The 25,936-nt window shown below is 51.1% G+C and carries 20 protein-coding genes and 4 pseudogenes; 17 read left to right on the forward strand and 7 right to left on the reverse strand.

Features of this window, described 5'->3' with window-relative positions; genetic code table 11:
- Together ETC02_RS00005 and ETC02_RS18310 are read right to left on the reverse strand one after the other, a co-directional pair.
- Window positions 1-715: IS1634 family transposase (locus ETC02_RS00005; protein WP_171697952.1), on the reverse strand; the 715-nt coding region annotated here is incomplete at its 3' end.
- Window positions 716-1,215: 500 nt separating this feature from the next.
- Window positions 1,216-1,413: pseudogene (locus tag ETC02_RS18310) on the reverse strand (IS1634 family transposase); the annotation flags it as partial.
- An 815-nt stretch (window positions 1,414-2,228) separates the two neighbouring features.
- Between ETC02_RS18310 and ETC02_RS00010 the strand changes: the two are divergent.
- From ETC02_RS00010 to ETC02_RS00020, 3 genes and pseudogenes are all read left to right on the forward strand, one after another.
- Window positions 2,229-2,618, forward strand: coding sequence for a hypothetical protein (locus ETC02_RS00010; protein WP_171697953.1), 390 nt, complete (start codon window positions 2,229-2,231; stop codon window positions 2,616-2,618).
- A 135-nt stretch (window positions 2,619-2,753) separates the two neighbouring features.
- Window positions 2,754-3,242 carry a VanZ family protein gene (locus ETC02_RS18315; RefSeq protein WP_050368445.1) on the forward strand — a complete coding sequence of 163 codons (489 nt, stop codon included), beginning with the start codon at window positions 2,754-2,756 and terminating at the stop codon, window positions 3,240-3,242.
- A gap of 260 nt (window positions 3,243-3,502) precedes the next feature.
- Window positions 3,503-4,379, forward strand: a pseudogene (locus tag ETC02_RS00020) (IS982 family transposase).
- 36 nt (window positions 4,380-4,415) lie between these two features.
- Here ETC02_RS00020 and ETC02_RS00025 read toward each other — a convergent pair.
- From ETC02_RS00025 to ETC02_RS00035, 3 genes and pseudogenes are all read right to left on the reverse strand, one after another.
- Window positions 4,416-5,657, reverse strand: a complete 1,242-nt coding sequence (locus ETC02_RS00025) for an MFS transporter (RefSeq protein ID WP_050368446.1) — start codon at window positions 5,655-5,657, stop codon at window positions 4,416-4,418.
- Between the two features lie 223 nt (window positions 5,658-5,880).
- Window positions 5,881-6,096: pseudogene (locus tag ETC02_RS17590) on the reverse strand (GNAT family N-acetyltransferase); the annotation flags it as partial.
- Window positions 6,065-6,265, reverse strand: coding sequence for a YbxH family protein (locus ETC02_RS00035; RefSeq protein WP_014195319.1), 201 nt, complete (start codon window positions 6,263-6,265; stop codon window positions 6,065-6,067). The pseudogene ETC02_RS17590 and the gene ETC02_RS00035, both read right to left, overlap by 32 nt.
- A 145-nt stretch (window positions 6,266-6,410) precedes the next feature.
- On the opposite strand from ETC02_RS00035, the gene ETC02_RS00040 reads away from it, so the two are divergent.
- The 13 genes and pseudogenes from ETC02_RS00040 to ETC02_RS00100 all read left to right on the forward strand — a co-directional run bounded on the left by ETC02_RS00040 (window position 6,411) and on the right by ETC02_RS00100 (window position 23,030).
- A complete protein-coding gene (locus ETC02_RS00040; protein WP_050368448.1) occupies window positions 6,411-8,387 on the forward strand; it encodes a methyl-accepting chemotaxis protein in 1,977 nt (658 codons plus the stop codon).
- 599 nt (window positions 8,388-8,986) lie between these two features.
- Window positions 8,987-11,839 carry a 2-oxoglutarate dehydrogenase E1 component gene (locus ETC02_RS00045; RefSeq protein ID WP_063211106.1) on the forward strand — a complete coding sequence of 951 codons (2,853 nt, stop codon included), beginning with the start codon at window positions 8,987-8,989 and terminating at the stop codon, window positions 11,837-11,839.
- 31 nt (window positions 11,840-11,870) lie between these two features.
- On the forward strand, window positions 11,871-13,139 hold the full coding sequence (gene odhB / locus ETC02_RS00050; RefSeq protein WP_015374316.1) for a 2-oxoglutarate dehydrogenase complex dihydrolipoyllysine-residue succinyltransferase: 1,269 nt from the start codon (window positions 11,871-11,873) through the stop codon (window positions 13,137-13,139).
- 257 nt (window positions 13,140-13,396) lie between these two features.
- Window positions 13,397-13,618: a hypothetical protein gene (locus tag ETC02_RS00055; RefSeq protein WP_015374317.1), complete on the forward strand. Its 222-nt coding sequence runs from the start codon at window positions 13,397-13,399 to the stop codon at window positions 13,616-13,618.
- Window positions 13,619-13,721: 103 nt separating this feature from the next.
- Window positions 13,722-14,507 carry an SDR family oxidoreductase gene (locus tag ETC02_RS00060; RefSeq protein WP_063211108.1) on the forward strand — a complete coding sequence of 262 codons (786 nt, stop codon included), beginning with the start codon at window positions 13,722-13,724 and terminating at the stop codon, window positions 14,505-14,507.
- Between the two features lie 59 nt (window positions 14,508-14,566).
- Window positions 14,567-15,472, forward strand: a pseudogene (locus tag ETC02_RS00065) (NAD(P)-dependent oxidoreductase); the annotation flags it as partial.
- 137 nt (window positions 15,473-15,609) lie between these two features.
- A complete protein-coding gene (locus tag ETC02_RS00070) occupies window positions 15,610-16,821 on the forward strand; it encodes an acyl-CoA dehydrogenase (RefSeq protein ID WP_063211112.1) in 1,212 nt (403 codons plus the stop codon).
- 20 nt (window positions 16,822-16,841) lie between these two features.
- The gene (locus ETC02_RS00075) at window positions 16,842-17,624 is read left to right on the forward strand and encodes an SDR family oxidoreductase (protein ID WP_063211114.1); all 783 of its coding nucleotides are present in this window, start codon (window positions 16,842-16,844) and stop codon (window positions 17,622-17,624) included.
- 20 nt (window positions 17,625-17,644) lie between these two features.
- Window positions 17,645-19,264: a long-chain-fatty-acid--CoA ligase gene (locus ETC02_RS00080; protein WP_063211116.1), complete on the forward strand. Its 1,620-nt coding sequence runs from the start codon at window positions 17,645-17,647 to the stop codon at window positions 19,262-19,264.
- 93 nt (window positions 19,265-19,357) lie between these two features.
- Window positions 19,358-19,933, forward strand: coding sequence for a TetR/AcrR family transcriptional regulator (locus ETC02_RS00085; protein ID WP_050368454.1), 576 nt, complete (start codon window positions 19,358-19,360; stop codon window positions 19,931-19,933).
- 275 nt (window positions 19,934-20,208) lie between these two features.
- Window positions 20,209-21,267, forward strand: coding sequence for a phosphotransferase family protein (locus ETC02_RS00090; protein WP_050368455.1), 1,059 nt, complete (start codon window positions 20,209-20,211; stop codon window positions 21,265-21,267).
- A 9-nt stretch (window positions 21,268-21,276) separates the two neighbouring features.
- Window positions 21,277-22,059: a 2-phosphosulfolactate phosphatase gene (locus ETC02_RS00095; protein ID WP_047818063.1), complete on the forward strand. Its 783-nt coding sequence runs from the start codon at window positions 21,277-21,279 to the stop codon at window positions 22,057-22,059.
- Window positions 22,056-23,030, forward strand: coding sequence for a quinone oxidoreductase family protein (locus ETC02_RS00100; RefSeq protein ID WP_047818064.1), 975 nt, complete (start codon window positions 22,056-22,058; stop codon window positions 23,028-23,030). The genes ETC02_RS00095 and ETC02_RS00100 overlap by 4 nt, the downstream gene beginning before the upstream one ends.
- A 147-nt stretch (window positions 23,031-23,177) precedes the next feature.
- On the opposite strand, the gene ETC02_RS00105 is transcribed toward ETC02_RS00100, so the two are convergent.
- Both ETC02_RS00105 and ETC02_RS00110 read right to left on the reverse strand, forming a co-directional pair.
- Window positions 23,178-24,338, reverse strand: a complete 1,161-nt coding sequence (locus ETC02_RS00105; protein ID WP_063211239.1) for an aminotransferase A — start codon at window positions 24,336-24,338, stop codon at window positions 23,178-23,180.
- A 153-nt stretch (window positions 24,339-24,491) separates the two neighbouring features.
- Window positions 24,492-24,719: an IDEAL domain-containing protein gene (locus ETC02_RS00110; protein ID WP_011230536.1), complete on the reverse strand. Its 228-nt coding sequence runs from the start codon at window positions 24,717-24,719 to the stop codon at window positions 24,492-24,494.
- A gap of 189 nt (window positions 24,720-24,908) precedes the next feature.
- Here ETC02_RS00110 and corA point away from each other — a divergent pair, with 189 nt between their 5' ends.
- Window positions 24,909-25,907, forward strand: a complete 999-nt coding sequence (gene corA / locus ETC02_RS00115; RefSeq protein WP_063211118.1) for a magnesium/cobalt transporter CorA — start codon at window positions 24,909-24,911, stop codon at window positions 25,905-25,907.
- The last annotated feature ends 29 nt before the right edge of the window (window positions 25,908-25,936 follow it).

The following is a 25,936-nucleotide window of genomic DNA, read 5'->3' on the forward strand; positions in this document are numbered from 1 at the left end:
CTCTGGTGATCAAAAAGGCGTTGGCCGCTTTGGTTTGCGCCAGGGTCTCTTTCGTCATCGCGGCGGAATCGGCCACGTAAATCCATTCGTCTTCGATTTTGGCCTGCTTTAGCTGTTCATGGACACGAGACAGCGCCTCGGGATTCCATGTTTTATCGGGCAGGTTGCCATCGTGCACATCGCCGTAAAACGGGATGCCGTCCTCGTTGCCGACCAGTCCGAAACCGATCTGTTTTTGCCAACGATGATGGCGGTTGTAGCCATGTGTGATTTGTAAGGCCTCTAACGAGGCCGATTCATACGCGCCGTAAACGGTCTTGTCCGTCGTATCGGCGTGGAAGGCTCGGAGGGAAAGGCCTTCTTTTCGATAAATATGAATCAAGCAAGTGCTGATGACGTTGTGAATGCCAGCCTCATACAGGCGATCGAGATGACGGGCCAACGCATCGTCGTTCAACCAGGAAGGATGGAGATCGGGACGGATGAGTTTCTCACAATCGACCTCCTGAGCCCAATGTTCCAAGTGAACAAGGGCTTGCCGGCCGTCAAACACATTGTAGAGGATGGCCTGAACGGCATCGCTGACTCGCGTTTGGCACTGCGGATCGACGGGCACGAGATGGTCAATCAATTGAGGCAGACCCAGTTTCTTGAATAGGGCACTTATTATATTCAAATAAGAATTGCGATAGACCTTTTTGACTTGAACGTTCATAAGAGAAAAACTCCTTTACGTTCCTTGTGTGTCAAGGATTCATTCGACATCGGAACGAAAAAATCCTCCCGATTTTCGTCGAGAGGGTGCGAAATGTGAGTTACATACAAATTGGTTTACTCGCAAAAGCTTCCGAAGAAAATGAAAAACCATGTCGAACTTTGTCTGTCGAAAATGATGGATGGCAGGGAGGAGGAAACAGAGAATACCATTTTGGAGACAAACTTTTACCCGAGTTCGACAGTCACTAGGCAAACAAAATGCCTCTCGCCCCTTGATACAAAAGGGATCGGAGGCATTTGGGCACACTTCGGGCGTGTATCTAGGCGCGAGGGTGGATGCCTAGAATCTTTGGAGGAGGTTCCAGCCCTAGAGCCGCAAGGAATAGCGCTTGTTTGGCCGTCAGTTCTGTTCGTTGATAAAGGTCGCCGTTTTTTGAAGAAAAATGTCCAAGCATGAGACGCTCGCATTCGTCTCTTACTTTCGGCCACGATTCATGAGTCAGGGGAAAGGAATCGCGAAATGCTTTTGGCCAGACGCTCCAAGACGGCGCGATCCACTTCATCTTCGCGACCGAACGAATCCATCACCTTCGCTTTCGCCTATTTGGCCTTTGGATCCCATTCATTATGAGCAAGCTGGGGATCCGCCACAGTCGTTCCGTCTTTGTTTTTGCGTGTCACTCGTCGTATGTACATGCCTATATTATAAGCTATATTAGGCTTTTTTTAAAGGATAAATTATGAATTCGTGTGCCTATGAAATTCAGTGTTTTTTCTAGGATCCGCATCGCGAAATCTTTGATATAACAGCATTTTGGCCATTTTCATTTGCCTAAAATGGCCTCAAAACTGTCGAACTCGGGTTTTATAAAAAGATGGTCGATGGAGAATACGCCACGTTCCATTACAATGGATATTCGATTTCCTATTCTATTTTAGAGGCGGCAGGTAATGACGTACAACCGATAAAAGCGAAGGATGTTGCCGCCGTCTATCCTGAAAACACCATTTAAGACAAAAAAACGGAACCCGCCTAGCCTTCGGAATTTGATTCCAAAGGAGCGACATTCCGTAGTGCACTAGACTACTGGGGTCCGTCTATATATCGGACTTTTACGTACCATAGATACAACGACCTCATGACCCCAGCTGCAAGGAGATCATTCGACAGAAGGTTGTTTTCATCCTTCCGATGGTGACGAAATTTTTTTTGTCATGGGAGTCTATATATAAGTTGCAATAAAGATTTTCCGATTGTTCGATTCTGTTTTCCTTCATAACAAGTCATTTTGATAGAATGCGGTGGGCGCTCTACTGGATGTAAAACAAAGTTTCAACTTATATAGTAATGATTCGTTAATCACATTTCAGAAATAAGTTTCATAAATATAAGTTCGATTAGACTAAATTATTGGTTAATGCAAAAAATTTTTTAGTAAAGCATTGATTAAATAGTTTCATTGTAATATAATCTTCAATTGTAAAAAAATTTCATAATAGGAGATGATTTTATGTTAAGGAAAAGTTTGGCTTATTGTTTTTTAGCTGCTGTTCTAGTTTCCTCTGTATCCACAGCTCTTGCTGCAAGTGGTACATATGAATCTACTTACAGCTTAACTGGTGGGCTTAATAGTCGAACGTTTGATGCAAGTGCCACACCGAAGTTTGTTGTAACAACATCCCCAACAAAAGGATTAGAAAGATCAACTATGACTCTATATTTAAGAAAACAAGGTGTTTTTGGAGACACCGATATTGATAGCGGCACGGTTTCATCAACAAAAGTAGATAGTGAAACTCTTTATAAATCGGGTTCTGGCTCCGGTCAATATTATATCAGATTCAGAAATTTCACAGGAGTACTGTTTGAAGGTAAAGTAAAGATTGATTACAGTTGGTAAAATTTATTAATCAAGATCGGTGATATTATGAAAATGATTGGATTCTCATTTGACTTACATCCGCTATTATTTACGATTGTTTTTGTCATCTTATGCGGTATTACCTACTTCGTCTTAAAACGAAAAAAAATGAATATGAGTCCTAAACAATTGTTCTTTGTTGGAGCTACCATATTCTATTCTTTGTCTGTTGTCAAACTTACTTTACTACCCATAACTATAAGCTTTGATAAAGCAAGTTATCCAGATGTACCTTGGAAATACTATTATCAGTTGATCCCATTTAAAACAATAATTTCCGCATTGAATCAAGGTAACATTTTGCAGGTTATCGGGAACTTTGTACTTCTTCTTCCGTTGCCTATTCTTATAGGACTATTGAAGAATAATAGTACAACCTTCATTAGGGCCTTAATCATGGTAATTTCTATAAGTTTAGGTATCGAATTAATCCAACTAATCACTAATTTTCTCACAGGAATTCCAAACAAAGTAGCCGATATAGACGACTTAATCCTAAATTCCATTGGTGGATTTGTTGGATGGATCCTGTTAAAACTTTATTTTGCTTTTATTGGAGAGAAGAATAAGTCTCTTAACACTCAGAGTTCAGTGAACAACTAAACTCGTTCGCACTATTAGCCAAACCTGATGTCAAATAATTGATATTAGGTTTGGCTATTTCTAACTATGTTACTATTTAATGAATTTATCATGTTTAGTAAATGAATCCAGCTAAAAAGAGCATTTTTTAGTCAAAAAATGCCCTGATGTTATTAAATAACCCGTGGTGCTAGATAAACTCAAACAAGCATAAAAATAGCCCTTGCATGAGGATCTCCTTAAAATGAAAGTGCAACCAAACATTAAAAAGGAGAATCCCCATGCAAGAGCACTTTCATTTTACTACAGATCGGGCCAAGATTCAAAAGCAATATGCCGCCATTTTCGTTTTTGTTTCTGCTCAACTTTCATGCATTCAGGTGCATCTTCATCGTCGAAATCGCCATTTGGTCAAGCAAGAGGACGCTGTCATCATCGCCATTCATCTTTTAGGAAAGCTGCTCGGTTTTACTTCTGAACGGGCGTGGCATCGTTTTGTCACGGGAAATTTGTTCACAAACGGCTCGTTTCTCGAACGTTCCCGGTATAACCGCCGCTACCGGGCGCTTGGTTTCGCCATCAAATGGATCACCGTCATGAGCAAAACGCGGTCAACATCATGCCTATGCCGTCGTGGACAGCTTGCCGCTCCCATTGTGCCATACGGCAAGAATGCATCGCGTCAAACGGTTTCAAGAGATCGCCGACATCGGTTATTGCGCTTCCAAAAAGCAATGGTACTACGGGTTGAAGCTGCACCTTCAAGTGACCGATCAAGGGCTGCCGATGGGGTATGTGGTGACGGAAGCATCTTGCCACGATCGAATCGCAGCCGAAAGCGTGATGACCCAAATTCCCCACCCGTATAACTTTGGGGACAAAGGATTCATTAGCCGTGACTTGCAAAAAAGGCTGTACGAAGAATACCAAATGGCGCTTTGGACTCCGTCTCGAAAAAACCAGAAACATTGCTGGTCCGAAGCATAGGAGAAATGGATCCAGCAAAAACGCAAAGTGATCGAGACGGTGTTCTCGGTTCTGGTTGACCACTATCGCATCACGGGGATCCGAGCCAATTCGATTATCGGATTTGAAGTGGCACTCGATGGCATCTTGTTGGCGTATTCCCTGGTCACACTAGGGCTAGTTGAGCGCTGACGCTCAACTAGCACCACGGGTTAAATATGTAAATGTTTATTGTGATTCTGTATTCGCAATAGATTTCGCGTTTACAGACCAGTTTGCCTCCTTAAGGTTTGTATTTAAAGCAATGATGGTTGATATAGCGATTATTATGGAGCCACCAATAAATACGTAATCAGAATTTATTTTTGCAATTAATCCCGCAATGAGCACACTGACAGGAGCTAAGAGGGTAGATATTAATCTAGAGGCGCTTATTACTCTCCCTAATTTATTAGCTGGAACACTAGATTGGAATAGTAAATGAATTAATCTTGAATTTAGTCCTACACTGAACATTAGTATAAAGACCATAATACCAGAAAAAAACCAATTATCTTGGAAAGGAAAAAGGAATAATGCTAGAGAAGTTGTCAATGATGACATTAATAACATTTTACCTGAGCTAAAAATAGCTTGAATCCTTGAGAATAGCGCTCCACTAGTAATTCCTCCTAATGCTGACATTGTCATAACAAGACCAATTTCAGAACTTGTTAGGCCTATTATTTCTTTCAAATGAAACAAAATCATTAGGACAGCCCCACTCAGTCCAAAGTTAACAAACAAGTTCCAAATTAATATTAACCTGAACAAGGGGTTTCTTAATGTATAGTGGAGTCCTTGAATGCTCGAAGACCATAGTTGTTTAGGAGAAGAAATATTATTGTTTGGTTCCGTTTTTTGATATCTAATTAAAGATAATGTAGTTAACAACATGATAAAAGTTGCGAAATTTATCCATAATGAGTTAAATAATCCCATTGTAGAGATTAATAATCCAGATATAGCTGGACCTATAGCCTCTGCTGTAGAAATTGCCATTTGCATAATACCGTTAGCTTCAGGTAAATGTTTTTTTTCAACTAATTGAGGAATAATAGATATATCCGCAATTCTATATATAGCGATGCAAATATCAAGAACAAACGCAACTAAAAAAATAATTATTATATTAAAGAATTCAAATGAAGCAGATATAGGAAGTATGCTAATGAATAAAGCTTGTAGGGTGGATATAAACATTAACAATTTCTTTCTATTTACGCTATCTACGATCGCTCCACCAAAGAAGCTAACTAAAAATTCAGCAAAAAAGCCCAATGCATACATTGCTCCCATGAGTAAAGAAGAGCCTGTTGCATGTAAAACCAGTAAAGGGATGGCTAGATCATAAAGAGTTTCTGCTATTTTATGTATAAAATGACTCGAGGTTATGAACAGAAATGCTTTATTTTTATATATTGCCTTCATATGTAACATCTTCCTTTAATTAAAATGATAACGATTTTCCTACATGGTGACACGAGAAAAAGCCTCGCTTGTCAAGTACACGTTGTGGTGATGAACCTTATTTTTTGCGTTCGTTGCCGACAATTCCTGTCATTTGGTGTCTGTTAATTTTTTTGGTCATCTGCCTAAATGGATTGCGCCATTCCATTAACACGGCATGGTTGAGCGATTCTTCGTCTTCTAAACTTTCTTGCTGCACGCGGATGAGATCAGCGAAGTCGTCTGTCGTATAGTTGCGGATGACCGCTTCGCGCGGGGTGTTGCCGTCAAAGACGTATAAACGTTTATCGTACATGCTGATCCCCCTTGCTTTTTTACCCTCATCATAACGGAAAACGCGAAAAAATGGCAAGAAAAGCCTCCGACAACTAACAGCGGCCGGAGGTTTTTTGCTCGACATACTCGCTCACAAGCGCTTCAATTTGCTGTTCATCGGGCTTTTCGCCGCAAAATGCAAACTCAATTTCCTCAATCAATTCACCATCGCGATAAACGTGTAGCGCCCCTTTTTGCAGCAAGACGCTGTATTCGATCTCAAATATATAGCCCTCATGTTCAATCGCGCCCATTGTGGTTCACCTGCCTACGTTTAATGTCCCACAGGCGCGGCTCTCTATGTATGAATAAGAAGCTCATCCTATAGACGCAGGACGATTGTCCTTTTATAATGGACGTGGTTCGACAAAAAGAGGAAACAGAGGGGAGAAATAGAGAGTGTTCCGGACATTGCGCAGCAAATTGATCGTCTTGATGGCTTTATTGTTAGTGATTTCATTGGCGGCAACACAACTCTTTGGGGTTGTGCAAATGCGGAAGATGGTGGATGCTGACGTGAAACAGCGGGCGCAGACGGCGCTTGACGGACTGCTCGGCGATATTCGCGACAGTTTTCAAAGTGAGGAGAATAGCTTAGTGCAATTCAGTGAATCGCCGTTGGCTTTGCAAATGGTTCAAGATGAAAAAATGTGGCTGCAGCTTGAGAAACAGTTCCGCACGTTTTTGCGCCTGCATGAGAATGTGCAATTCATCTATATTGGCACCGAGCAGAAGAAAATGTATATATCGCCGATGACAGAGCTCCCGGATGGATACGATCCGACGAGCCGCCCGTGGTATAAAGAAGCAATGAAACGTCCGGATGAAGTGGTGTGGACCGAACCATACGTCGATGCGATTACCGGCAAGCACGTTGTGACGTTGGCCAAAGCGGTGAGCGAAAACGGCCGCATTGCTGCGGTCATCGGCATCGATATGACGCTCGATGCGGTGACAAGAATCGTCAATGCGAGCGACGTCGGCTATCACGGCTATCCGGTGCTGTTTGACACGAAGGGAACGGCGGTTGTTCATCCGGAAGATAAAGGGAAAAATATGGCGAACAATGCGACAGTCCGCTACATGCTCGAGCATGAAAAAGGAATGCACGAATATGAGCAAGACGGCGAACGACGGGTGATTTACTTCACTACGATTCCAGAGCTCGGCTGGAAAGTCGGCGCCGTCTATAAAGAAAAAGACTTATCGGCGATGAGCCGCTCGCTCGGAGCAACCATGCTTGTCATTACGGTGATTGCGTTCATCATCGCTTTGGTCGTCGTTTATTTCTTAGCGCGCTCGATCACCAAGCCGATTGTGGCGCTGCAAGAGCAAGTCGAAAAGGCGGCGGGCGGTGATTTGACCGTGCAAGTGCGCACCGCCAGCAAAGATGAAATCGGCCGCCTCGCCCGCCATTTTAACGAGATGATCGATCATATGCGCGCACTGATCGGCGAAGTGAACCGATCGGTCAACGAGCTGGCCGCCTCGGCTGATCATTTAAGCGCCGTCTCAGAGGAAACGATGGCGACAAGCGAACAAGTGGCGAAAGCGATTGGCGAAATCGCCAAAGGAACAACCGATCAAGCAGGCAGCCTCGATACGATCAATGAGCGGACAACAGCGCTGTCGCAGCAAATCGAAGCGGTCACAGGAGCGACCGCTTCGATGGAATCGTTGTCAAATGAAACGAAAACGGCGAGCTACGATGGGCTTGAGCATTTAAATGTTCTGCAGCAAAAATCCGAAGAGGCGAACAACGAGCTGTCCGCCGTTGAAAACGTCATTAGCGACCTTGTGAGAAAAATGGGGGAAATTGATGACGTCATTCAAACGATTACCGCCATTTCTGGGCAGACGAACTTGCTCGCGTTAAACGCCAGCATTGAGGCGGCGCGCGCCGGCGAGCATGGGAAAGGGTTTGCCGTTGTCGCGGACGAAGTGCGGAAGCTGGCCGAACAATCCGCGAAAGCGACGGAGATGATCCGCGCGACGATCGCCGCCATCCAGCAGCAGGCCGGATTGGCGATCGAGGCGGTCAGCCGCTCCAAGCAGGCGTACGACGAACAGCGGGAAGCGGTGCACACGACCGGCGATTCGTTTGTCAAAATCACCGGCATGATGGAGCAAGTGGCTGATGCGCTTGCTGGGATTATGGAGGAAGCAAAGCGGATGAACGCGAGCAAAGACGATGTCGTCGGAGCGATGCAAAACATCGCCGCCATCGCCCAACAAGCAGCGGCAGCGGCGGAAGAAGTGGCCGCTTCCGCTGATGACCAGCTGCAGGCGCTTTCGACGGTGACCGAATCGGCGGAAACGTTAAGTGAGATGAGCCGGCAGTTGAAACAACTGGTGGAGAAGTTTAAGATTTCATAAAAAACAGAAGGTGTCCTAGCGGCAACGGGGCGCCTTTTTTATCATCTCTAGCCGAGAAGGCTCCCATTTCCGCGTGCGTAAGTGGGGGATGAAGCATCAAGGATGTTCCCTAACGCCGCCCAAAAAAAGAAGGATTTCGCTTGCTGTCTTCGTAAGACAACGGAACCGTGGGACACACGAGGATGGCTTGGCTGGCAAGCCTGTCGTGGAGCGGTTGTTCCAAAGAATCTCCCACCGCTAAACGTTTGCGCAGGCAAGAGGCGTTCAATCATTTTCGAATAGGAGACTTTCACTTTCGCTTTGTACAGGGTGCAGTCCAAAATAAGCGGGAGATGAATGTCGGTCGGCGTTTACTTAAAATCATGAATGTCCCGCCGTCGTGCAGTCACGATCTTTTTTGTATTCATACAATGATAATAAGTGAAATTTTTTCAGCTTCTTCGTCGATTTTAGTGGGCGATAGTGCTAAAATAAACAGTGAAAACGTTTATACTGTTATTTTGCTGTACGTTTGGGGATGCTGGCAGCGAAATGAGGACTTTCATGCATAGCTGTTGCCAGCCCGAACGATGCGAAAACAAGGTGGAGGTTTTTTCACGATGGCAAAACAGACGAACTACGCTCAACCGTGGAGCCAGTTTTACGGGCCGAACCTCGGTTATGTCATCGACATGTATGAACAGTACCTCGATGACCCTAACAGCATCGACCCGGAACTGAAACAATTGTTCGAACAGTGGGGGGCGCCGGTTTTGGAAGAACCGGTTTCTTCTGCGGATGACGAGGCGGCCAAAACGCATCAAACGTTCCGGCTGCCGGAGACGCCGACGATTTTCAGCAAGCTTGTCGCTGCCGTCAAGCTGGCGGACAGCATTCGCCATTACGGCCATCTGGCTGCTGATACGAATCCGCTTGTCAAAAAGGAGAAAAAGCTGCGCCGCTTGGAGCTTGACGAATACGATTTAACGGAAGAGGATTTAAAGCGCATTCCGGTCGCGTTTCTTTGTCCCCACGCTCCGGCGCATGTCAAAAACGGCTGGGACGCCATCTTGCATTTGCGCAAAATTTACACGGACAAAATCGCGTTTGAATTCTCGCAAGTACATAATCTAGAAGAAAGGAACTGGCTCATCCAGCAAATTGAGTCCGGAGCGTACTATCCGAGCCTGGCGAACAAAGAGCGGGTTGCTTTGTTGCGCCGCCTGACGGAAGTGGAAGGGTTTGAAAAGTTCATCCACCGGACGTATGTCGGGCAAAAACGGTTTTCGATCGAAGGGCTTGATTCCATGGTGCCGCTTTTGGATGAGCTCGTCCGCCAAGCGATCGAACATGGAATCGACGCCGTCAACATCGGCATGGCGCACCGCGGCCGGCTGAATGTGCTTGCCCATGTGCTCGGCAAGCCGTACGAAATGATTTTCGCCGAGTTTCAGCATGCAGAGAGCAAAAACTTTATTCCATCTGAAGGAGCGGTGGCCATCACCTACGGCTGGACGGGCGACGTGAAATACCATTTGGGGGCGGCGCGCCGCCTTCGCAATAAAAGCGCGCATACGATGCGGATTACGCTCGCTAACAACCCAAGCCATCTCGAAGTGGTCAATCCGGTTGTGCTTGGCTACACGCGCGCCGCGCAAGAAGATCGGACAAAACCAGGCGTGCCGGTGCAAAATACTGATGCGTCGTTTGCCATCTTGATTCACGGCGATGCCGCGTTCCCGGGACAAGGGATCGTCGCGGAAACGCTCAACTTAAGCCAGCTGCGCGGCTATACGACCGGCGGGACGATCCATATCATCGCCAACAACATGATTGGCTTTACGACGGAAAGCTACGATTCACGCTCGACGACGTATGCTTCCGATATGGCGAAAGGGTTTGAGGTGCCGATTGTGCACGTCAATGCCGACGATCCGGAGGCTTGTTTGGCGGCCGCATGCTTGGCGTTTGCCTACCGCCAGCGGTTTAAAAAAGACTTTGTCATTGACCTAATCGGTTACCGCCGTTTCGGTCATAATGAAATGGATGAACCGATGGCGACGAATCCGACGATGTACGCGATCATCAACCAACATCCGACTGTGCGCAAGCTGTATGCGCAAAAATTGATGGAAAAAGGGATCATCACCGAGCGGGAAGTCGACGAAATGGAGCAAGAGGTGGCGGAACGGCTGAAAATCGCCTACGAGCGGGTGCCGAAAAACGAAGACGAGCTTGATTTCATCATGGATCCGCCCAAACCGGTCGTCGATCGGCTGCCGGAAGTGAAAACAAGCGTGGCGAAAGACGTGCTCCATCGGGTGAACGAAGAATTGTTGCAGTTTCCGGACGGATTCAACGTCTTTAACAAGCTTGAGCGCATTTTAAAACGGCGAAGCGGCGTGTTTGCGCAAAACGGCAAAGTCGATTGGGCGCACGCGGAAATTTTGGCGTTCGCCACGATTTTGCAAGACGGGGTGCCGATCCGTCTGACTGGTCAAGATTCGCAGCGCGGCACGTTCGCACAGCGCCATTTGGTGCTCCATGACGTGAAAACCGGTAAAGAGTATGTGCCGCTTCACCACATCAGCGGCGCCAAAGCGTCGTTTGTCGTGTACAACAGCCCGCTGACGGAAGCCGCCGTGCTCGGCTATGAATATGGATACAACGTTTACGCGCCGGAGACGCTCGTGCTTTGGGAAGCGCAATTTGGCGACTTCGCCAACATGGCGCAAGTAATGTTTGATCAATTCATTTCATCCGGCCGGGCGAAATGGGGGCAAAAATCCGGGCTTGTCATGCTCTTGCCGCACGGCTACGAAGGGCAGGGCCCGGAACATTCAAGCGGCCGCGTCGAGCGCTTTTTGCAGCTGGCGGCGGAAAACAACTGGACGGTCGCCAACTTATCGACGGCTGCGCAATATTTCCATATTTTGCGGCGGCAGGCGGCGCTGTTGACAAGGGAAGAAGTTCGCCCGCTCATCATTATGACGCCGAAAAGTTTGCTCCGCCATCCGCTGGCGGCATCGGATGCGGAAGTGTTCGTTGACGGTGCGTTCTCGCCGGTGCTGGAACAGCCGGGATTGGGCGCTGACGCTGGCAAAGTGGAACGCATTGTGTTTGGCACCGGCAAATTGATGATCGATTTAGCCGAACAGATTGGCAAAACCGAAGGGCTCGATTGGCTGCACGTCGTGCGCATTGAAGAGCTGTATCCGTTCCCGGAAGAAGCGGTGAAAGACATCATCGCCCGCTATCCGAACGTCAAAGAGCTCGTCTGGGTGCAAGAAGAACCGAAAAACATGGGGGCATGGCTGTATATGGAACCGTGCCTGCGGGCGTTGGCTCCAGAGGGTGTCGATGTCAGCTACATTGGGCGGCGCCGGCGGGCGAGCCCGGCGGAAGGCGATCCGGTCGTCCACCGAAAAGAGCAAGAGCGCATCATCCGCTGTGCATTGACGAAGCATGAATGATGACTACGGAACATTTGAGGAGGGTATCAACGTGGCTGAGATCAAAGTCCCAGAGTTAGCAGAATCCATCACGGAGGGAACGATCGCCCAATGGCTGAAAAAACCGGGCGACTACGTGGAAAAAGGAGAATCGATTTGCGAGCTTGAAACGGATAAAGTGAACGTGGAAATTATGGCGGAAGAGTCGGGTGTTTTGCAACAGCTGCTTGCCAATGAAGGCGATACGGTTGCGGTCGGTCAAGCGATCGCCATTATCGGAGAAGGAGCGGCGTCGGCACCGCCTGCACCAGAGAAGGCGCCGCAGCTGGCCGAGGAACCAAAACCGGCTGTGCCGGTCGACCGTGCTGAGCAGCCAGCGCCGCAGCCGGTTGCGGTTGCCCAAGCGCCAGGCCAACGACCGATTGCTTCGCCGGCTGCTCGGAAAATGGCGCGTGAAAAAGGGATCGACTTGACGCAAGTGCCGACCGTTGATCCGCTTGGACGCGTGCGCAAACAAGACGTCGCCTCGTTTGCCGCCCAGCCGGCCGCCGCTCCGCAGCCGGCGCCGCAAGCCGCGCCGACGTCGACGCCGGCCGCCGTTCCAACCGCTGAGGCCGGCAAGCCGGTCATCCGCGAAAAAATGTCGCGCCGTCGGCAAACGATCGCCAAACGGCTGCTGGAAGTGACGCAAACGACCGCGATGTTGACGACATTTAACGAAATTGACATGTCGGCGGTCATCGATTTGCGCAAGCGGAAAAAAGATAAATTTTTCGAAGAGCATGACGTCCGCCTTGGCTTTATGTCGTTTTTCGTCAAAGCGGCTGTCGCGGCGCTGAAAAAATATCCGTACGTCAACGCGGAGATCCAAGGCGATGAGATTTTGCTGAAAAAATATTACGATATCGGCGTTGCCGTATCGACGGATGAAGGGCTTGTCGTTCCGGTTGTGCGCGACTGCGACCGGAAAAACTTCGCCGAAATTGAGCGCGACATTGCCGAATTGGCAGCGAAAGCACGCAGCAATAAGTTGTCGCTTGCCGATTTGCAAGGCGGCACGTTTACGATCACAAACGGCGGCGTCTTCGGCTCGCTTCTGTCGACTCCGCTTCTCAACGGCCCGCAAGTCGGCATTTTAGGGATGCATTCGATCAAACTGCGCCCGGTCGCCATCGACGAAGAGCGGATCGAAAACCGGCCGATGATGTATGTTGCTTTGTCGTACGACCATCGCATTATCGATGGCAAAGAGGCCGTCGGGTTCTTGAAAACGGTGAAAGACTTGATCGAAAATCCGGAAGACTTATTGTTGGAAAGCTAACCAAGGCAGGAACGGGGGATGTCCCAAAAAGATCGGGACACCCTCTTTCGTTTCTATATATACACCGACCGCTTCTTCTGCACTATATTTTGTGTCTATACTGAAGACAGACAGCCTTTTGGGTCAGCCCCTTTTTTGGAAAAGAACAAAAAGAAAAGTGCAGTCACCTGTTTTTGAAGGAAAGCGCGATTCGGAACCGAAAAGGCATGATTGCGCGATGCGGTGGTACACTACAAGCAAAAAGGAGGGAACCATTGATGCCGGAACGCGGACGAAACGACCATCCACATTCCTTTCACCGTGACGGCGCCCGCGAAAGCATCATCAACGATGCAACTGCCGACGGCGCCAAGGCAATCGGTGTACGGATTGACGCCGATCCGATGCGGGCGGCCAACCCTGACCCGTTTCACGTCGACTCCCTTGCTGTCGAGGAAGGAATGAAGCGGTTTCGCTCTCTCATGGAAGGAAAAAAGTGATTCGCCCAGCGGATCGCTTTTTTCGTGAACGAAAAAAGAAGGAAAACGGCGAACAAACGCGAATAGTGTTTACTTAATATGACTATTTTTCGGGGGGATGGCAATGGAGTACGGATTAGCCGGAAAAACGGCGTTGGTCGCCGCCTCAAGCCAAGGGCTCGGCAAAGCGGTCGCCCGGGCGCTTGTGCTCGAAGGAGCGAACGTGATGATCACGAGCCGGAACGAAGAAAAGCTGCAGGAAGCAGCCGAGGAGTTGAATGGGCTGCATAAGGGACGCGTCGCCTACACGCGTGCAGATGTGACGAAGGCGGAAGACATCCGCCAGCTGGTCGCCAAAACGGTCGAAACGTTTGGGACGATCGATTTGCTCGTCAACAACGCCGGCGGCCCTCCGGCGGGAACGTTTGAAACGGTGAGCGACGAAGACTGGCAATATGCGTTTGAGCTCAATTTATTGAGCTACATTCGGCTGATTCGTGAAGCGCTGCCATATTTAAAGAAAAACGGCGGCAAAATTGTCAACATCGCTTCGTCATCGATCAAAGAACCGATTCCGGGCTTGATTTTGTCGAACACGTTTCGCACCGGGATTGTCGGGCTGACGAAAACGTTGGCGACGGAATTCGCGCGGGACAACATTTTGATCAACACCGTCGCTCCCGGGCGGATTGCGACAGAACGCGTCGCCTTTTTAGATAAGGTGAACGCCGAAAAGCTTGGCATTACAAAAGAGGAAATGGAAGCGCGCATGAAAAGCGCCATTCCGCTCGGCCGCTACGGGAAGCCGGAAGAATTTGCGAACGTCGTCGTCTTTCTATTGTCCGAAGCGAACTCGTACGTCACCGGACAAGCGTTGATCGTCGACGGCGGCATGGTCAAAGCGATTTAACGATTTTCGAAAGAAGCCTCCGCTGCTAAGCGAAGCGCAGGTGGTGGGCAGATCGCTGGGCGCTTGCGGCCAAACGGACAAGAAGGGAGAGGACAGCGTTGAAAACGATCGGGTTTATCGGCCTTGGCGTCATGGGAAAAAGCATGGCGCGCCATTTGCTGAAGGCGGGCTATCCACTTCTAGCTTATACACGCACAAAAGAAAAGGCGGAAGACTTGCTTCAGGAAGGGGCGGTTTGGAAGGAAACGGTCGCTGATTTGGCGCGGGAGGCGGATGTCGTCATCACGATGGTCGGCTATCCTCACGATGTCGAGCAAGTGTATTTCGGCGAAGGCGGCATTTTGGAGAATGCGCGGCCGGGAACGTATGTCATCGATATGACGACGTCAACGCCGACGCTTGCAAAGTCCATTTATGAAGCAGCGAAGCAAAGAGGGATTCACGCGTTGGACGCCCCGGTGTCCGGCGGCGACATCGGCGCGCGCGAAGGAACGTTGACGATTATGGTCGGCGGTGATGAGGACGTCTTTTTGGCGTGCAAGCCGATTCTCGAGCGGCTTGGCACGAACATCGTGCGGCAAGGAGGAGCTGGAGCCGGCCAGCATACGAAAATGTGCAACCAAATTGCCATCGCCACCAATATGATCGGCGTTTGCGAGGCCATGGCGTATGCGAAGCGGGCTGGTCTTGATCCATTCAAAGTGTTGGAAAGCATCGCCAAAGGGGCAGCCGGCAGCTGGTCGCTGAGCAACTTGGCGCCGCGCATGTTGTCAGGAGATTTTGCTCCGGGGTTTTACATCAAGCATTTCATTAAAGATATGAAAATTGCGCTTGAGGAAGCCGAGCGGATGAACTTGCCGCTGCCAGGGCTGGCACTCGCCAAACAACTGTACGAAGAGTTGGCGCAAGCCGGTGAGGAAAACAGCGGCACGCAAGCATTGTACAAACGCTATATCAGACAGTGACATGGGGGGCGGATTCGTCCTCTCTTTTTTTGAATGTGAGATATATTTATCAAAAAATATTGAATATTTCTTTTGGTCGAGGTATAGTAGAAATAAAGAGCACATACTAACCGGTTAGTATACAGGGAGGGGATGACATGGACTTTTCCTATTCGCCGAAAGTCCAAGAGTTGATCAAAAAATTAAGCGCTTTCATGGAAGAGTACATTTATCCGAACGAAAGGGTGTATGAGGAGCAGCTGAACGCCCAAGAGTCAAGATGGTCAGGGGTGCCGCCCATCATCGAAGAGCTGAAGGAAAAAGCGAAAAAAGAAGGGCTCTGGAACTTGTTTTTGCCGGACAGCGAATACGGAGCCGGCTTAACGAACGTCGAATACGCGCCGCTTTGCGAAATTATGGGCCGTTCGCTCATCGCCCCGGAAGTGTTCAACTGCAATGCGCCCGATACGGGCAATATGGAAGTGCTCGTCCGCTATGGCACAGAGGAGCAAAAGAAAAAGTGGCTCATCCCGCTCTTGAACGGAGAAATCCGCTCGTGCTTTTCGATGACGGAGCCGGATGTCGCGTCGAGCGATGCGACGAACATTCGCGCTTCGATCGTTCGCGACGGCGATGAGTATGTCATCACCGGACGGAAATGGTGGTCGTCTGGCGCCGGCGACCCGCGCTGCAAAGTCGCCATCGTGATGGGAAAAACGAACCCCGATGCGCCAAAACATGAGCAGCAGTCGATGATCATCGTTCCGCTTGATACGCCGGGCGTGAAAATCGAACGGATGCTGCCGGTGTTCGGCTTTGACCATGCGCCGCACGGGCATGCGGAGATTACGTATGACAACGTGCGGGTGCCGAAAGAAAACATCATTTGGGGCGAAGGGAAAGGATTTGCCATCGCCCAAGGGCGGCTCGGTCCGGGGCGGATCCATCATTGCATGCGCTTGATTGGAGCGGCGGAGCGGGCGCTTGAGCTTATGTGCCGGCGCGTGCAGTCGCGGGTGGCGTTCGGCAAGCGGCTTGCGGACCATGGCGTCATTCGCGATTGGATCGCTCAGTCGCGCATTGAGATCGAGCAAGCGCGCCTGTTGACAATGAAGGCAGCGTACATGATGGATACGGTCGGCAACAAAGCGGCGCGCAAAGAAATTGCCATGATTAAAGTTGTCGCTCCGAATGTCGCCTTAAAAGTGATCGACCGCGCCATTCAGGCGTTCGGAGCCGCCGGGGTGAGCAACGATTTTCCGCTTGCTGCCATGTGGGCGAACTCGCGCACGCTCCGGTTGGCCGACGGGCCGGATGAGGTGCATAAAGAGCAAGTAGCCAAGCTTGAGTTGCGTCCATATGAACAATAAAGGGAGAGGAAGTGGCGTTTATGCATGTGTTGGACTTGTTTAAAATCGAAGGAAAAACCGCCATCGTCACCGGCGGCGGGCGCGGGCTCGGCGAGCAAATCGCCGTCGGCCTCGCCGAAGCGGGGGCGAACGTTGTCGTCTGCTCGCGCAAAGTGGAGGCGTGCGAGCAAGTGAAAGAAAAGTTGGAACAGCTGGGCGTCCGTTCATTGGCGCTAAAGTGTGATGTGACGAACCCGGATGATGTCCAACATGTCGTCGAAACGACGGTGAAGGAGTTTGGCGGCATCGATATTTTGGTGAACAACAGCGGAGCGACGTGGGGAGCGCCGGTCGAAGAGATGCCGCTTGAAGCATGGCAAAAGGTGATGAACGTCAATGTAACCGGCACGTTTCTCATGAGCCAGGCGGCCGGCAAGGTGATGATTGAGAAGCAATCGGGCGGCGCCATCATCAACATCGCTTCCGTCGCCGGCCTTGGCGGCACGCACCCGGACATTTTAAATACGATCGGCTACAACACGAGCAAAGGGGCGGTCATTACGTTTACGAGGGACCTAGCAGCAAAATGGGGGAAGCACGGCATTCGCGTCAATGCGGTGGCGCCGGGCTTTTTCCCGACGAAAATGTCAAGAGTTGTCCTCGAGCAAGTGGGGCAAAAAGTGCTCGAGCATACGCCGCTTGGCCGCTTTGGCGGCGAGGATGACTTAAAAGGCGCCGTTCTGTTTCTCGCCTCGCCGGCGTCTGCGTTTGTCACCGGTGCGCTGTTAGTCGTTGACGGCGGCAGCCATGCGACCGGCATTTAACGAGAAAAGGGGGAGACGAAATGAGCGAAAAACGGGCTTTGCCTTTTTATCCGGAGCATGTGTCGTTTTACATCGATATTCCAGACAAAACGGTATGCGATGTGCTCCAGGAACGGGCGAGGGAATTCGGCTCCCAGCCGGCGTTGACATTTTACGATAAGACGATCACCTATGCCGAGCTCGCGGCCGCGGTCAACCGCTTTGCCTCAAGCCTGCAGGCGCGCGGCGTACAAAAAGGGGACCGCGTCGCGATTATGCTGCCGAACTGCCCGCAATATGTCATCGCCTATTACGGCATTTTGCAGGCGGGCGCTATCGTCACCCAAGTGAACCCGATGCTTGTTGAGCGCGAACTTGCCTATTTGCTCAAAGATTCCGGCGCCAAGATGATTGTCATTTATGAACCGCTTTATCCGCGCCTCGCCGCCGTCAGAGGGGAAACAGCCGTCGAGCAGGCGGTCACCGTCAGCCTTGGCGCGCCGCCGTCCGTTGCGCTCGCGGAAGGAGATGTCACGTTTGACAAATTTCTTGCCGCAGGAAGCGGAGTGGTGCGCCCGGTGCCGATCGAGCCGATGCACGACGTCGCTGTATTGCAATATACGGGAGGAACGACGGGGCGCTCCAAAGGGGCGATGCTCACCCACCGCAACATTTTCGCCAACGTCCTGCAATGCGCCGAGTTTTTCAAAGGAACGTTTGAGCTCGGCAAAGAGCGGTATTTAACCGTCATCCCGTTGTTCCATGTGTTCGCGATGACGTCGGGAATGAACTTGGCCATTTACCAGGGGGCGGAAAACATTTTGCTGCCGCGCTTTGAGCTGAAAGAAGTGCTCGAGACGATTCGCGACAAGCAACCGACCGTGTTTCCAGGTGTGCCGACGATGTATGTCGCGATTACCAATACGCCGGGCGTCGAACAGTACGGCATCAGCAGCATCAAAACGTGCAACAGCGGCAGCGCGCCGATGCCGCTTGAATTGATGCGCGATTTTGAATCGAAAACTGGGGCGGTCGTCCTTGAAGGGTACGGATTGTCCGAAGCGTCGCCGGTGACGCATTGCAACCCGCCGTTTGCGGCGCGCAAGCCAGGTACGGTCGGCATCGGCATGCCGTTGACGGAGTACAAAGTCGTCGACGTGGCGACCGGCACGCAGGAATTGCCGCCAGGAGAAGTCGGCGAGCTCATCATCCGCGGGCCGCAAGTGATGAAAGGGTATTGGAACATGCCCGAGGAAACGGCGGCGGCGCTGCGCGATGGCTGGCTGTACACTGGCGATTTGGCTTCGATTGACGAGGAAGGGTATGTGACGATTGTCGACCGGAAAAAAGATTTGATCATCGCCGGCGGTTATAACATTTATCCGCGTGAAATTGAAGAGGTGTTGTACGAACATCCAGCGGTGAGAGAGGCGGCGGCGATCGGTGTTCCGGATCCATACCGGGGTGAAACGGTGAAGGCGATCATTGTGTTAAAAGACGGACAACAGGCGAGTGAAGAAGACATTCTCGCCCACTGCCGGAAAAACTTAGCGGCGTACAAAGTGCCGCGCATCATCGAGTTCCGCACTGAACTGCCGAAAACGAACGTCGGCAAAATTTTGCGCCGCGCCTTGCGCGAAGAAGCATCTCGCTCGCAATAACGGCGCGCCTTTCGGCCAAGTCGGAAGCGGGCTTGGGCGTTTTATGGTACAATAGCTGGCAGCGACTACATTTTAGGCAAGAGGTGTAAAAACGTGAAGGAGAAAATTATGGCTGCCAGCATTGAGCTGTTTGAACAAAACGGCTTCAGCGAAACATCGATCCAAGACATCGTTGACGCCCTCGGGGTGACAAAAGGGACGTTTTATTACTATTTTACAAGCAAAGAAGAACTGTTGATGGATATTCACCTTCGCTACATTGAATGGCTGCTGGACGAAGAGGAGCGGATTATAAGCGATACACAGCGCTCGGTGCGGGAACGACTGTATGACATCGTCTTCATGCTCATCCATAATGTCGAACGGCAGGGACGGGAAGCGCGTATTTTTTTTCGTGAAATGAAGCATTTGAATGAAGAGCATTTACAGAAAGTAAAAGAAAAGCGCGATTTGTTCCGCTATCGGCTGCAGTCGTTGATTGAGGAAGGAATGAAAAGCGGTGAACTGCGCTGCGATTTGTCGCCATCGATCGCCACGCTTACCGTTCTTGGGGCAGCCAACTGGAGCTATCAATGGTTTCGCCCGGATGGCGAGCTGACGGATGCCGAGGTGGCGAAGCAAATGGTGACCATTTTGCTTGACGGAATGAGCGGGCCGCGCGTCTCGTAGACCAAGCTATATAGATGCAACGAAGAAGTTTAACATATCCCTGAGGAAAAGCGGTTTGCCCCTTTTTCGACTGTCGGAGGAAAGCCACAGGCTTCTCCGTCACGCCTTGGCGTGACGAAGGACCGAACAACCGCCTGCTTCCCAGACCCATATAATGGGTCTGGAAGCGGCGCTGTTCGGTCGCCCGACAGTCGATCAAATACTCGGTAAAAGTTGCAAATGGTAAAGCTTCAAATTGCATCTATATAAATGCGTTTACAAGGGGGGAGAGGGAGATGACTGCCATCATTCCGGTGCGCAAAGGGGAGGAATTGCCGGCTGAAAAGCTGGGGCAATTTTTGCGCACGGTGCTGCCGGACATGCCGGATGGGGAGCTCGAGATCCAGCAATTTTCCGCCGGCCGGTCGAATTTGACCTATTTGCTCCGCTGTGGGGAGTGGGAGGCGGTGCTGCGCCGGCCGCCGTTCGGCCCGGTGCCGCCGAAAGCGCACGATATGAAGCGGGAGAGCACGTGGCTTGCGGAAATTCATCCGCTCTTCCCGCTAGCGCCGAAGCCGTTTTATTTTTGTGAAGATGAGTCTGTGATTGGCAGCCCGTTTTTCGTCATGGAACGGCGCCATGGTGTTGTGATTGACAGTGATTTTCCAGATGACATTCATCCGACGGAAGACGTCTGCCGCGGCATTTCCGAGACGATGGTCGAAACGCTTGTACAAATTCATCAAATTGACTATACGAAAACACGGCTCGTGCAGATGGTGAAGCCGGAAGGATTTATGGAGCGGCAAGTGCACGGCTGGATCCAACGTTACGAACGGGCGAAAACGGATGATATCCCGGAGGCCGAAGCGCTTATGAAATGGCTGGCGTCCCATATTCCGCCGCAGCGCGAAGCGACGGTCATCCATTACGACTTTAAGCTGAATAACGCTTTGTTTGCCAAAGACGACATCACCAAAATGGTTGGGCTGTTTGATTGGGAGATGTCGACGGTCGGGGATCCGCTTGCCGATTTGGCGGTGGCCATGAGTTATTGGATTGAGGAAGACGATCCTCCACTCATTAAAAGTGGGTTTGGCCGCGCGCCGGTCACCGTCCGTCCCGGTTTTTATACGCGCGAACAATTTATCGCCGCCTATGCCGAAAAAAGCGGTCGGGACGTTTCGAATATGCACGTGTATTTGACGTTTGCCTACTTTAAATTGGCCGTGATCTGCCAGCAAATTTATTACCGCTACCGCCGCGGACAGACGAACGATGAGCGGTTTCGCCATTTTGGCCAGTTTGTCGAAGCGCTCATTGAGCATGCATGGCAGCTGGCGACAGGACGGTGAGGCGGCGTGATGACAAAAGTGCATGTCGTGCTGCGCAAAGAAGACATTGATGAAACTGCGCTCGCCGATGCCAAGGTCGCCGTTGTGTTCGATATTTTGCTCGCCACATCATCGATCACTGCGGCGTTGGCGGCGGGCGCCCGCTCCGTCATTCCGGTGTACAACGCTGCCGAAGCGGAGCAAGTCGGACGCCGATTGCCTGGCGGGAGCTATGAGCTTGTCGGGGAAAGCGAAGGAAGGACGATCGCCGGCTTTCATCCGCCCGCGCCGCTGTTTTTGCAGACGGTATGCCCGGAGAAAACGGTCGTTTTGTCGACGACAAACGGCACCGTGGCGCTCCGCAAGGCAATGCCGGCCCGCGCGGTCTATGCGGCGAGCTTGCTGAACAGCCCGGCGGTCAGCGAACATATTGGCCGTTCGCACAAAGAAGAGACCGTTATCGCCATTTGCGCCGGTTCATCCGGGCGTTTTTGCTTGGAGGACTTTTATGGCGCCGGATATTTTGTCCATTGTCTAGTCGAGCAGGGGATCGCCGCGGCGGAGCTGTCCGACAGCGCGATGGCTGCTTGGCTGTTTTACCGGCAATACGCAAGCGAGGAGAAGGCAAAAGAAGTGTTGTCCGCCTCGCGGGTCGGACGTTGGATGGTGGCTTATGGCCTCGAAAAGGAGATCGACTACATCAACCGGCACGGAGCGCTTTCCGTCATTCCGAAACTCGAGCCAGGGCCGTTGGCGGCGGAAGTGCGCGATATCGTGCAAATGAAGATGACGAAAGAGGGGAATGAACAGTGAAAATCGTGCAATTTGCTGAGTACGGCGGTCCGGAAGTGCTGCAAGTAAAAGAGGCTGAGCGCCCGTTGCCATCGGGACGGCAAGTGGTGATTGAAGCTGAGGCGATCGGTGTGAACTACGCCGATACAGCGAGGCGGGAAGGGCGCTACGTTGTGCCGACGCCGCTTCCGTTCGTGCCCGGCACCGAGGTGGCCGGCATCGTCCGCGAAGTCGGTCCGGATGTGGAAGCCATCCGCCCGGGCCAGCGGGTTGTCGCGTTGATTGAATCAGGCGGTTATGCCGAGTTTGTGGCGGTTGACGAACGCGCGGTCGTGCCGCTGCCGGACGGGTTGGACGTCCGCCGGGCGGCGGCTCTGCCCGTGCAAGGGTTAAGCGCCTATCATATTTTGACGACAATGGGGCGGCTGGAGGAAGGGGAAACCGTGCTTGTGCACGCTGCCGCTGGCGGCGTTGGCACGCTCGCTGTGCAGCTGGCGAAACGGTTCGGGGCGAAAACGGTGATCGCCACCGCCAGCACGGAGGAAAAGCGAGCGTTAGCCGCGCGGCTCGGCGCCGACGTCACGATCGATTATACAAAGGACGGCTGGGCGGCGGAAGTGATGGAGGCAACAGATGGACGCGGCGTCGATGTCGCCTTGGAAATGGCGGGCGGCGATGTGTTCCATCAAACGCTCGACTGCCTTGCCCCGTTCGGCCGCTTGGTTGTATACGGGGCGGCGAGCGGGGAGATGACGCGCCTCAATCCGGTCCGTTTGATGGCAAAAAACTGGTCGGTCGTTGGCTTTTTCTTGCCGCAAGTCATGCGAAAACGGGCGCTATATGAACGAAGCTTGCGCGATCTGCTCGCTTGGGTGCGGGATGGAAGCCTTGAGTTGACCATCGGGGGCGTCTATCCGCTCGAGCGCGCGGCCGAGGTGCACCGCCTGCTGCAAGGGCGAAAAACGAGCGGCAAACTGCTGTTGGTGCCGTGAGCAACAAAGGGGCTGACCCGAAAACACACTCTTGTTTTCGGTCAGCCCCTTTTTCAATCTTGTATTTTACGGAAGGACAGACGGCTTTTGAGTTAACCCGGCGCAAAAAAGCGAAAGCCTGTCTTGCTCCGGTCTTAAGGGGCGCCATCAGCGTGCACTTGCCGCCTTTTTGTCGATATACCGCTCAAGACGGTCAAGCCCTTCTTTCAGGACATCGAGCGAATAAGCATACGACAGGCGGACATGGCCTTCGCCGTATTCGGAGAAGGCGCTGCCGGGGACGAGGGCGACACCGGCTTTTTCAACGACATCGAGGGCAAAGTCAAACGATGGCATGCCAAAGGCGGCGATCGATGGAAACAAGTAAAATGCCCCGTCCGGTTTTTCGACCGGCAGCCCCATCGCGGTTAGGCGGTTGTAAGCGTACTCGAGCCGTTCCGCATAGGCGGCGCGCATTGCCTCGGCGTCATGTTTGCCGGCGGTCAGCGCCTCAATGGCCGCCTTTTGACTGATCGACGAGGTGCATGAGACGCTGTATTGGTGCACCTTCACCATCTGTTCAATCACAAACGACGGGGCGAAGACAAATCCGATGCGCCAGCCGGTCATCGAGTGCGATTTGCTTAAGCCATTGATGACGATCGTCTGCTCGGGCAGCCATTCGGCGATCGAACGATGGCGGCCGCGATAGACGAGTTCGCTGTAAATTTCGTCGGATACGATCCAAATTGGCCGCCCTTTCATGAGCGCCGCGATCTCTTCGAGCGTTTCGCCCGGCAGCGTCGTTCCTGTCGGATTGGACGGATACGGCAACACGAGGCAGCGCGTCCTGTCTGTTATATAAGGCGCGATCAGCTCGGCCGACAGACGAAAGCCGTTTTGTTTTGTGTCAATATACACCGGCCTCGCCCCGCACAGGCGGATGAGCGGTTCATAGCCGGGGTAGACCGGCGCGGGAAGGAGCACCTCTGTTCCTTCCTCTAAAATGGTGCGAAACGCAATATCAAGCGCCTGGCTGGCGCCGACGGTGGCGATGACTTCGTCTGGCGTGTAGCGAAGGCCGTACTTGTCAGCGACGAATTGGCAAGCCGCCTCGCGCAGCTCAATTAGGCCAGCGTTTGCCGTGTACGTTGTAAAATCCGCCGCGATGGCTTCTTGAGCGGCTGCTTTCACATGTTCGGGAGTTGGAAAATCCGGCTGGCCGATCGTCAAGGAAACAAGTCCCGGCCGGTCGGCGACAAGGTTGAAAAATTGGCGGATGCCTGATAACTGAATGGCTTGAACACGTGGTTGAATGAGGTGTTTCACGGTTGTCCACCTTTCTTTTTTGTTTCTATTGTACCATTGGCGAGGAAAACGAAAAAACAAAAATGAGCCCCTTTCCGTCCGGATTGTTCCCACAAACGGAAATGGGGCTCACTTGGTCATCGACGATTCACTTTCCAACTTCGTTCGCTCCTTTTACGCGCCGTATTTTTTCAACAGGTCGTTATATTGGGCGGAAAGCTTGAAAAACAACGGCTTGTTGCCGGCCGCGAGCGCTTCATCAATTTGTTCCATCAGTTTTTTTCTTTGAAACTGGAAGATCGCTTCTTTCAGCACTTGTTCGGCCATCGGCCCGTAGCTGCTTTTTTCTTCCGGCTGGTTGAACAAAACGGCGCCTTCATTCGGGTATTGTTTTTCGTACATGATTCAGTCCCTCCCATATGGGAACGAAACAGTTCCCTTTCTTATATTATCGTCGTTTTTGATGCTAATGTAAAGAAAATTTAGATAAATATTTTTTGTCAATTTTTTCTCTACATGATTTTTATACCCGTTTTTTGTTGGGACTTAACAGTTTTTCGGTTATGATAAGAGGAGAACAAGGCAAAGGTGATGGCGATGATTCGCACGTGTGTCGTGACAAAAGAATTTGAGATTTTGTATGATGTTGACGTAACGCTTGTCAACAGCCCGGACGTCTCATGGTATTGGGTTGACTTTCATGAGCCGACGGATGAGGAATCGGCGCTGCTCGCCTCCTTTTTCCGTTTTCACCCACTGGCGATTGAAGACTGTCTCGAATATGTGCAGCGGCCGAAGCTCGATTTTTATGACCGCTACTTGTTTGTTGTGCTTCATGCCATTGCCGGGATGACGCTGGAGGCTGAGGAAGTCGATTTGTTTGTCGGGCAAAATTTCATCGTTTCGTTTCATAAGTCGGCCATTCACGCGGTCGATGAGGTGTGGGAGCGATTGAAGCATGAAGAAGATGTTCAGCAGGGGCCGTTTCACGTCATGTACCGGCTGATCGACAAGCTTGTGGATGATTATTTTCCACCGCTTTACCATATTGAAGACGTGCTGAACGATTTAGAGGAGAATACGAACAATGAACCGATTCACGACATTATTGAAAAAGTGTTTGACATCCGCGGTGATTTATCGAAGCTGCGCCGAACGATCGTGCCGATGCGCGACTTGTTGTACCGCATCATCCATTCCGACCGGCTGCAGCGCATGAAAGAACGGCAGCTGTACTTTCATGACATTTATGATCATTTGCTGAAGCTGTCGGAAATGATTGAGACAAACCGAGAAATTACCGCGGATATCCGCGACAGCTATTTATCGCTCAACTCGAATCGAATGAACAATATTATGATGACATTTACAGCCATTACGACCATTTTCATGCCGCTCTCCTTTATTGCCGGCATTTATGGGATGAACTTTGATTATATGCCTGAATTGCACTGGAAGTACGGATACTTTGTTGTATTGGCTGCCATGGCGGTGATCGGCATGACGATGTTCGTCTGGTTTAAGCGCAACGGCTGGTTTCAGTTGTTGAAAGGCGATTGGACGGAAGAGGAACGGAAGCGCCGCCGGTAGCCGTATAAAACAAGCGCTCCCCCTCATAT

The sequence above is a fragment of the Geobacillus sp. DSP4a genome, from assembly GCF_013096875.1.
Lineage (GTDB): Bacteria > Bacillota > Bacilli > Bacillales > Anoxybacillaceae > Geobacillus > Geobacillus thermophilus.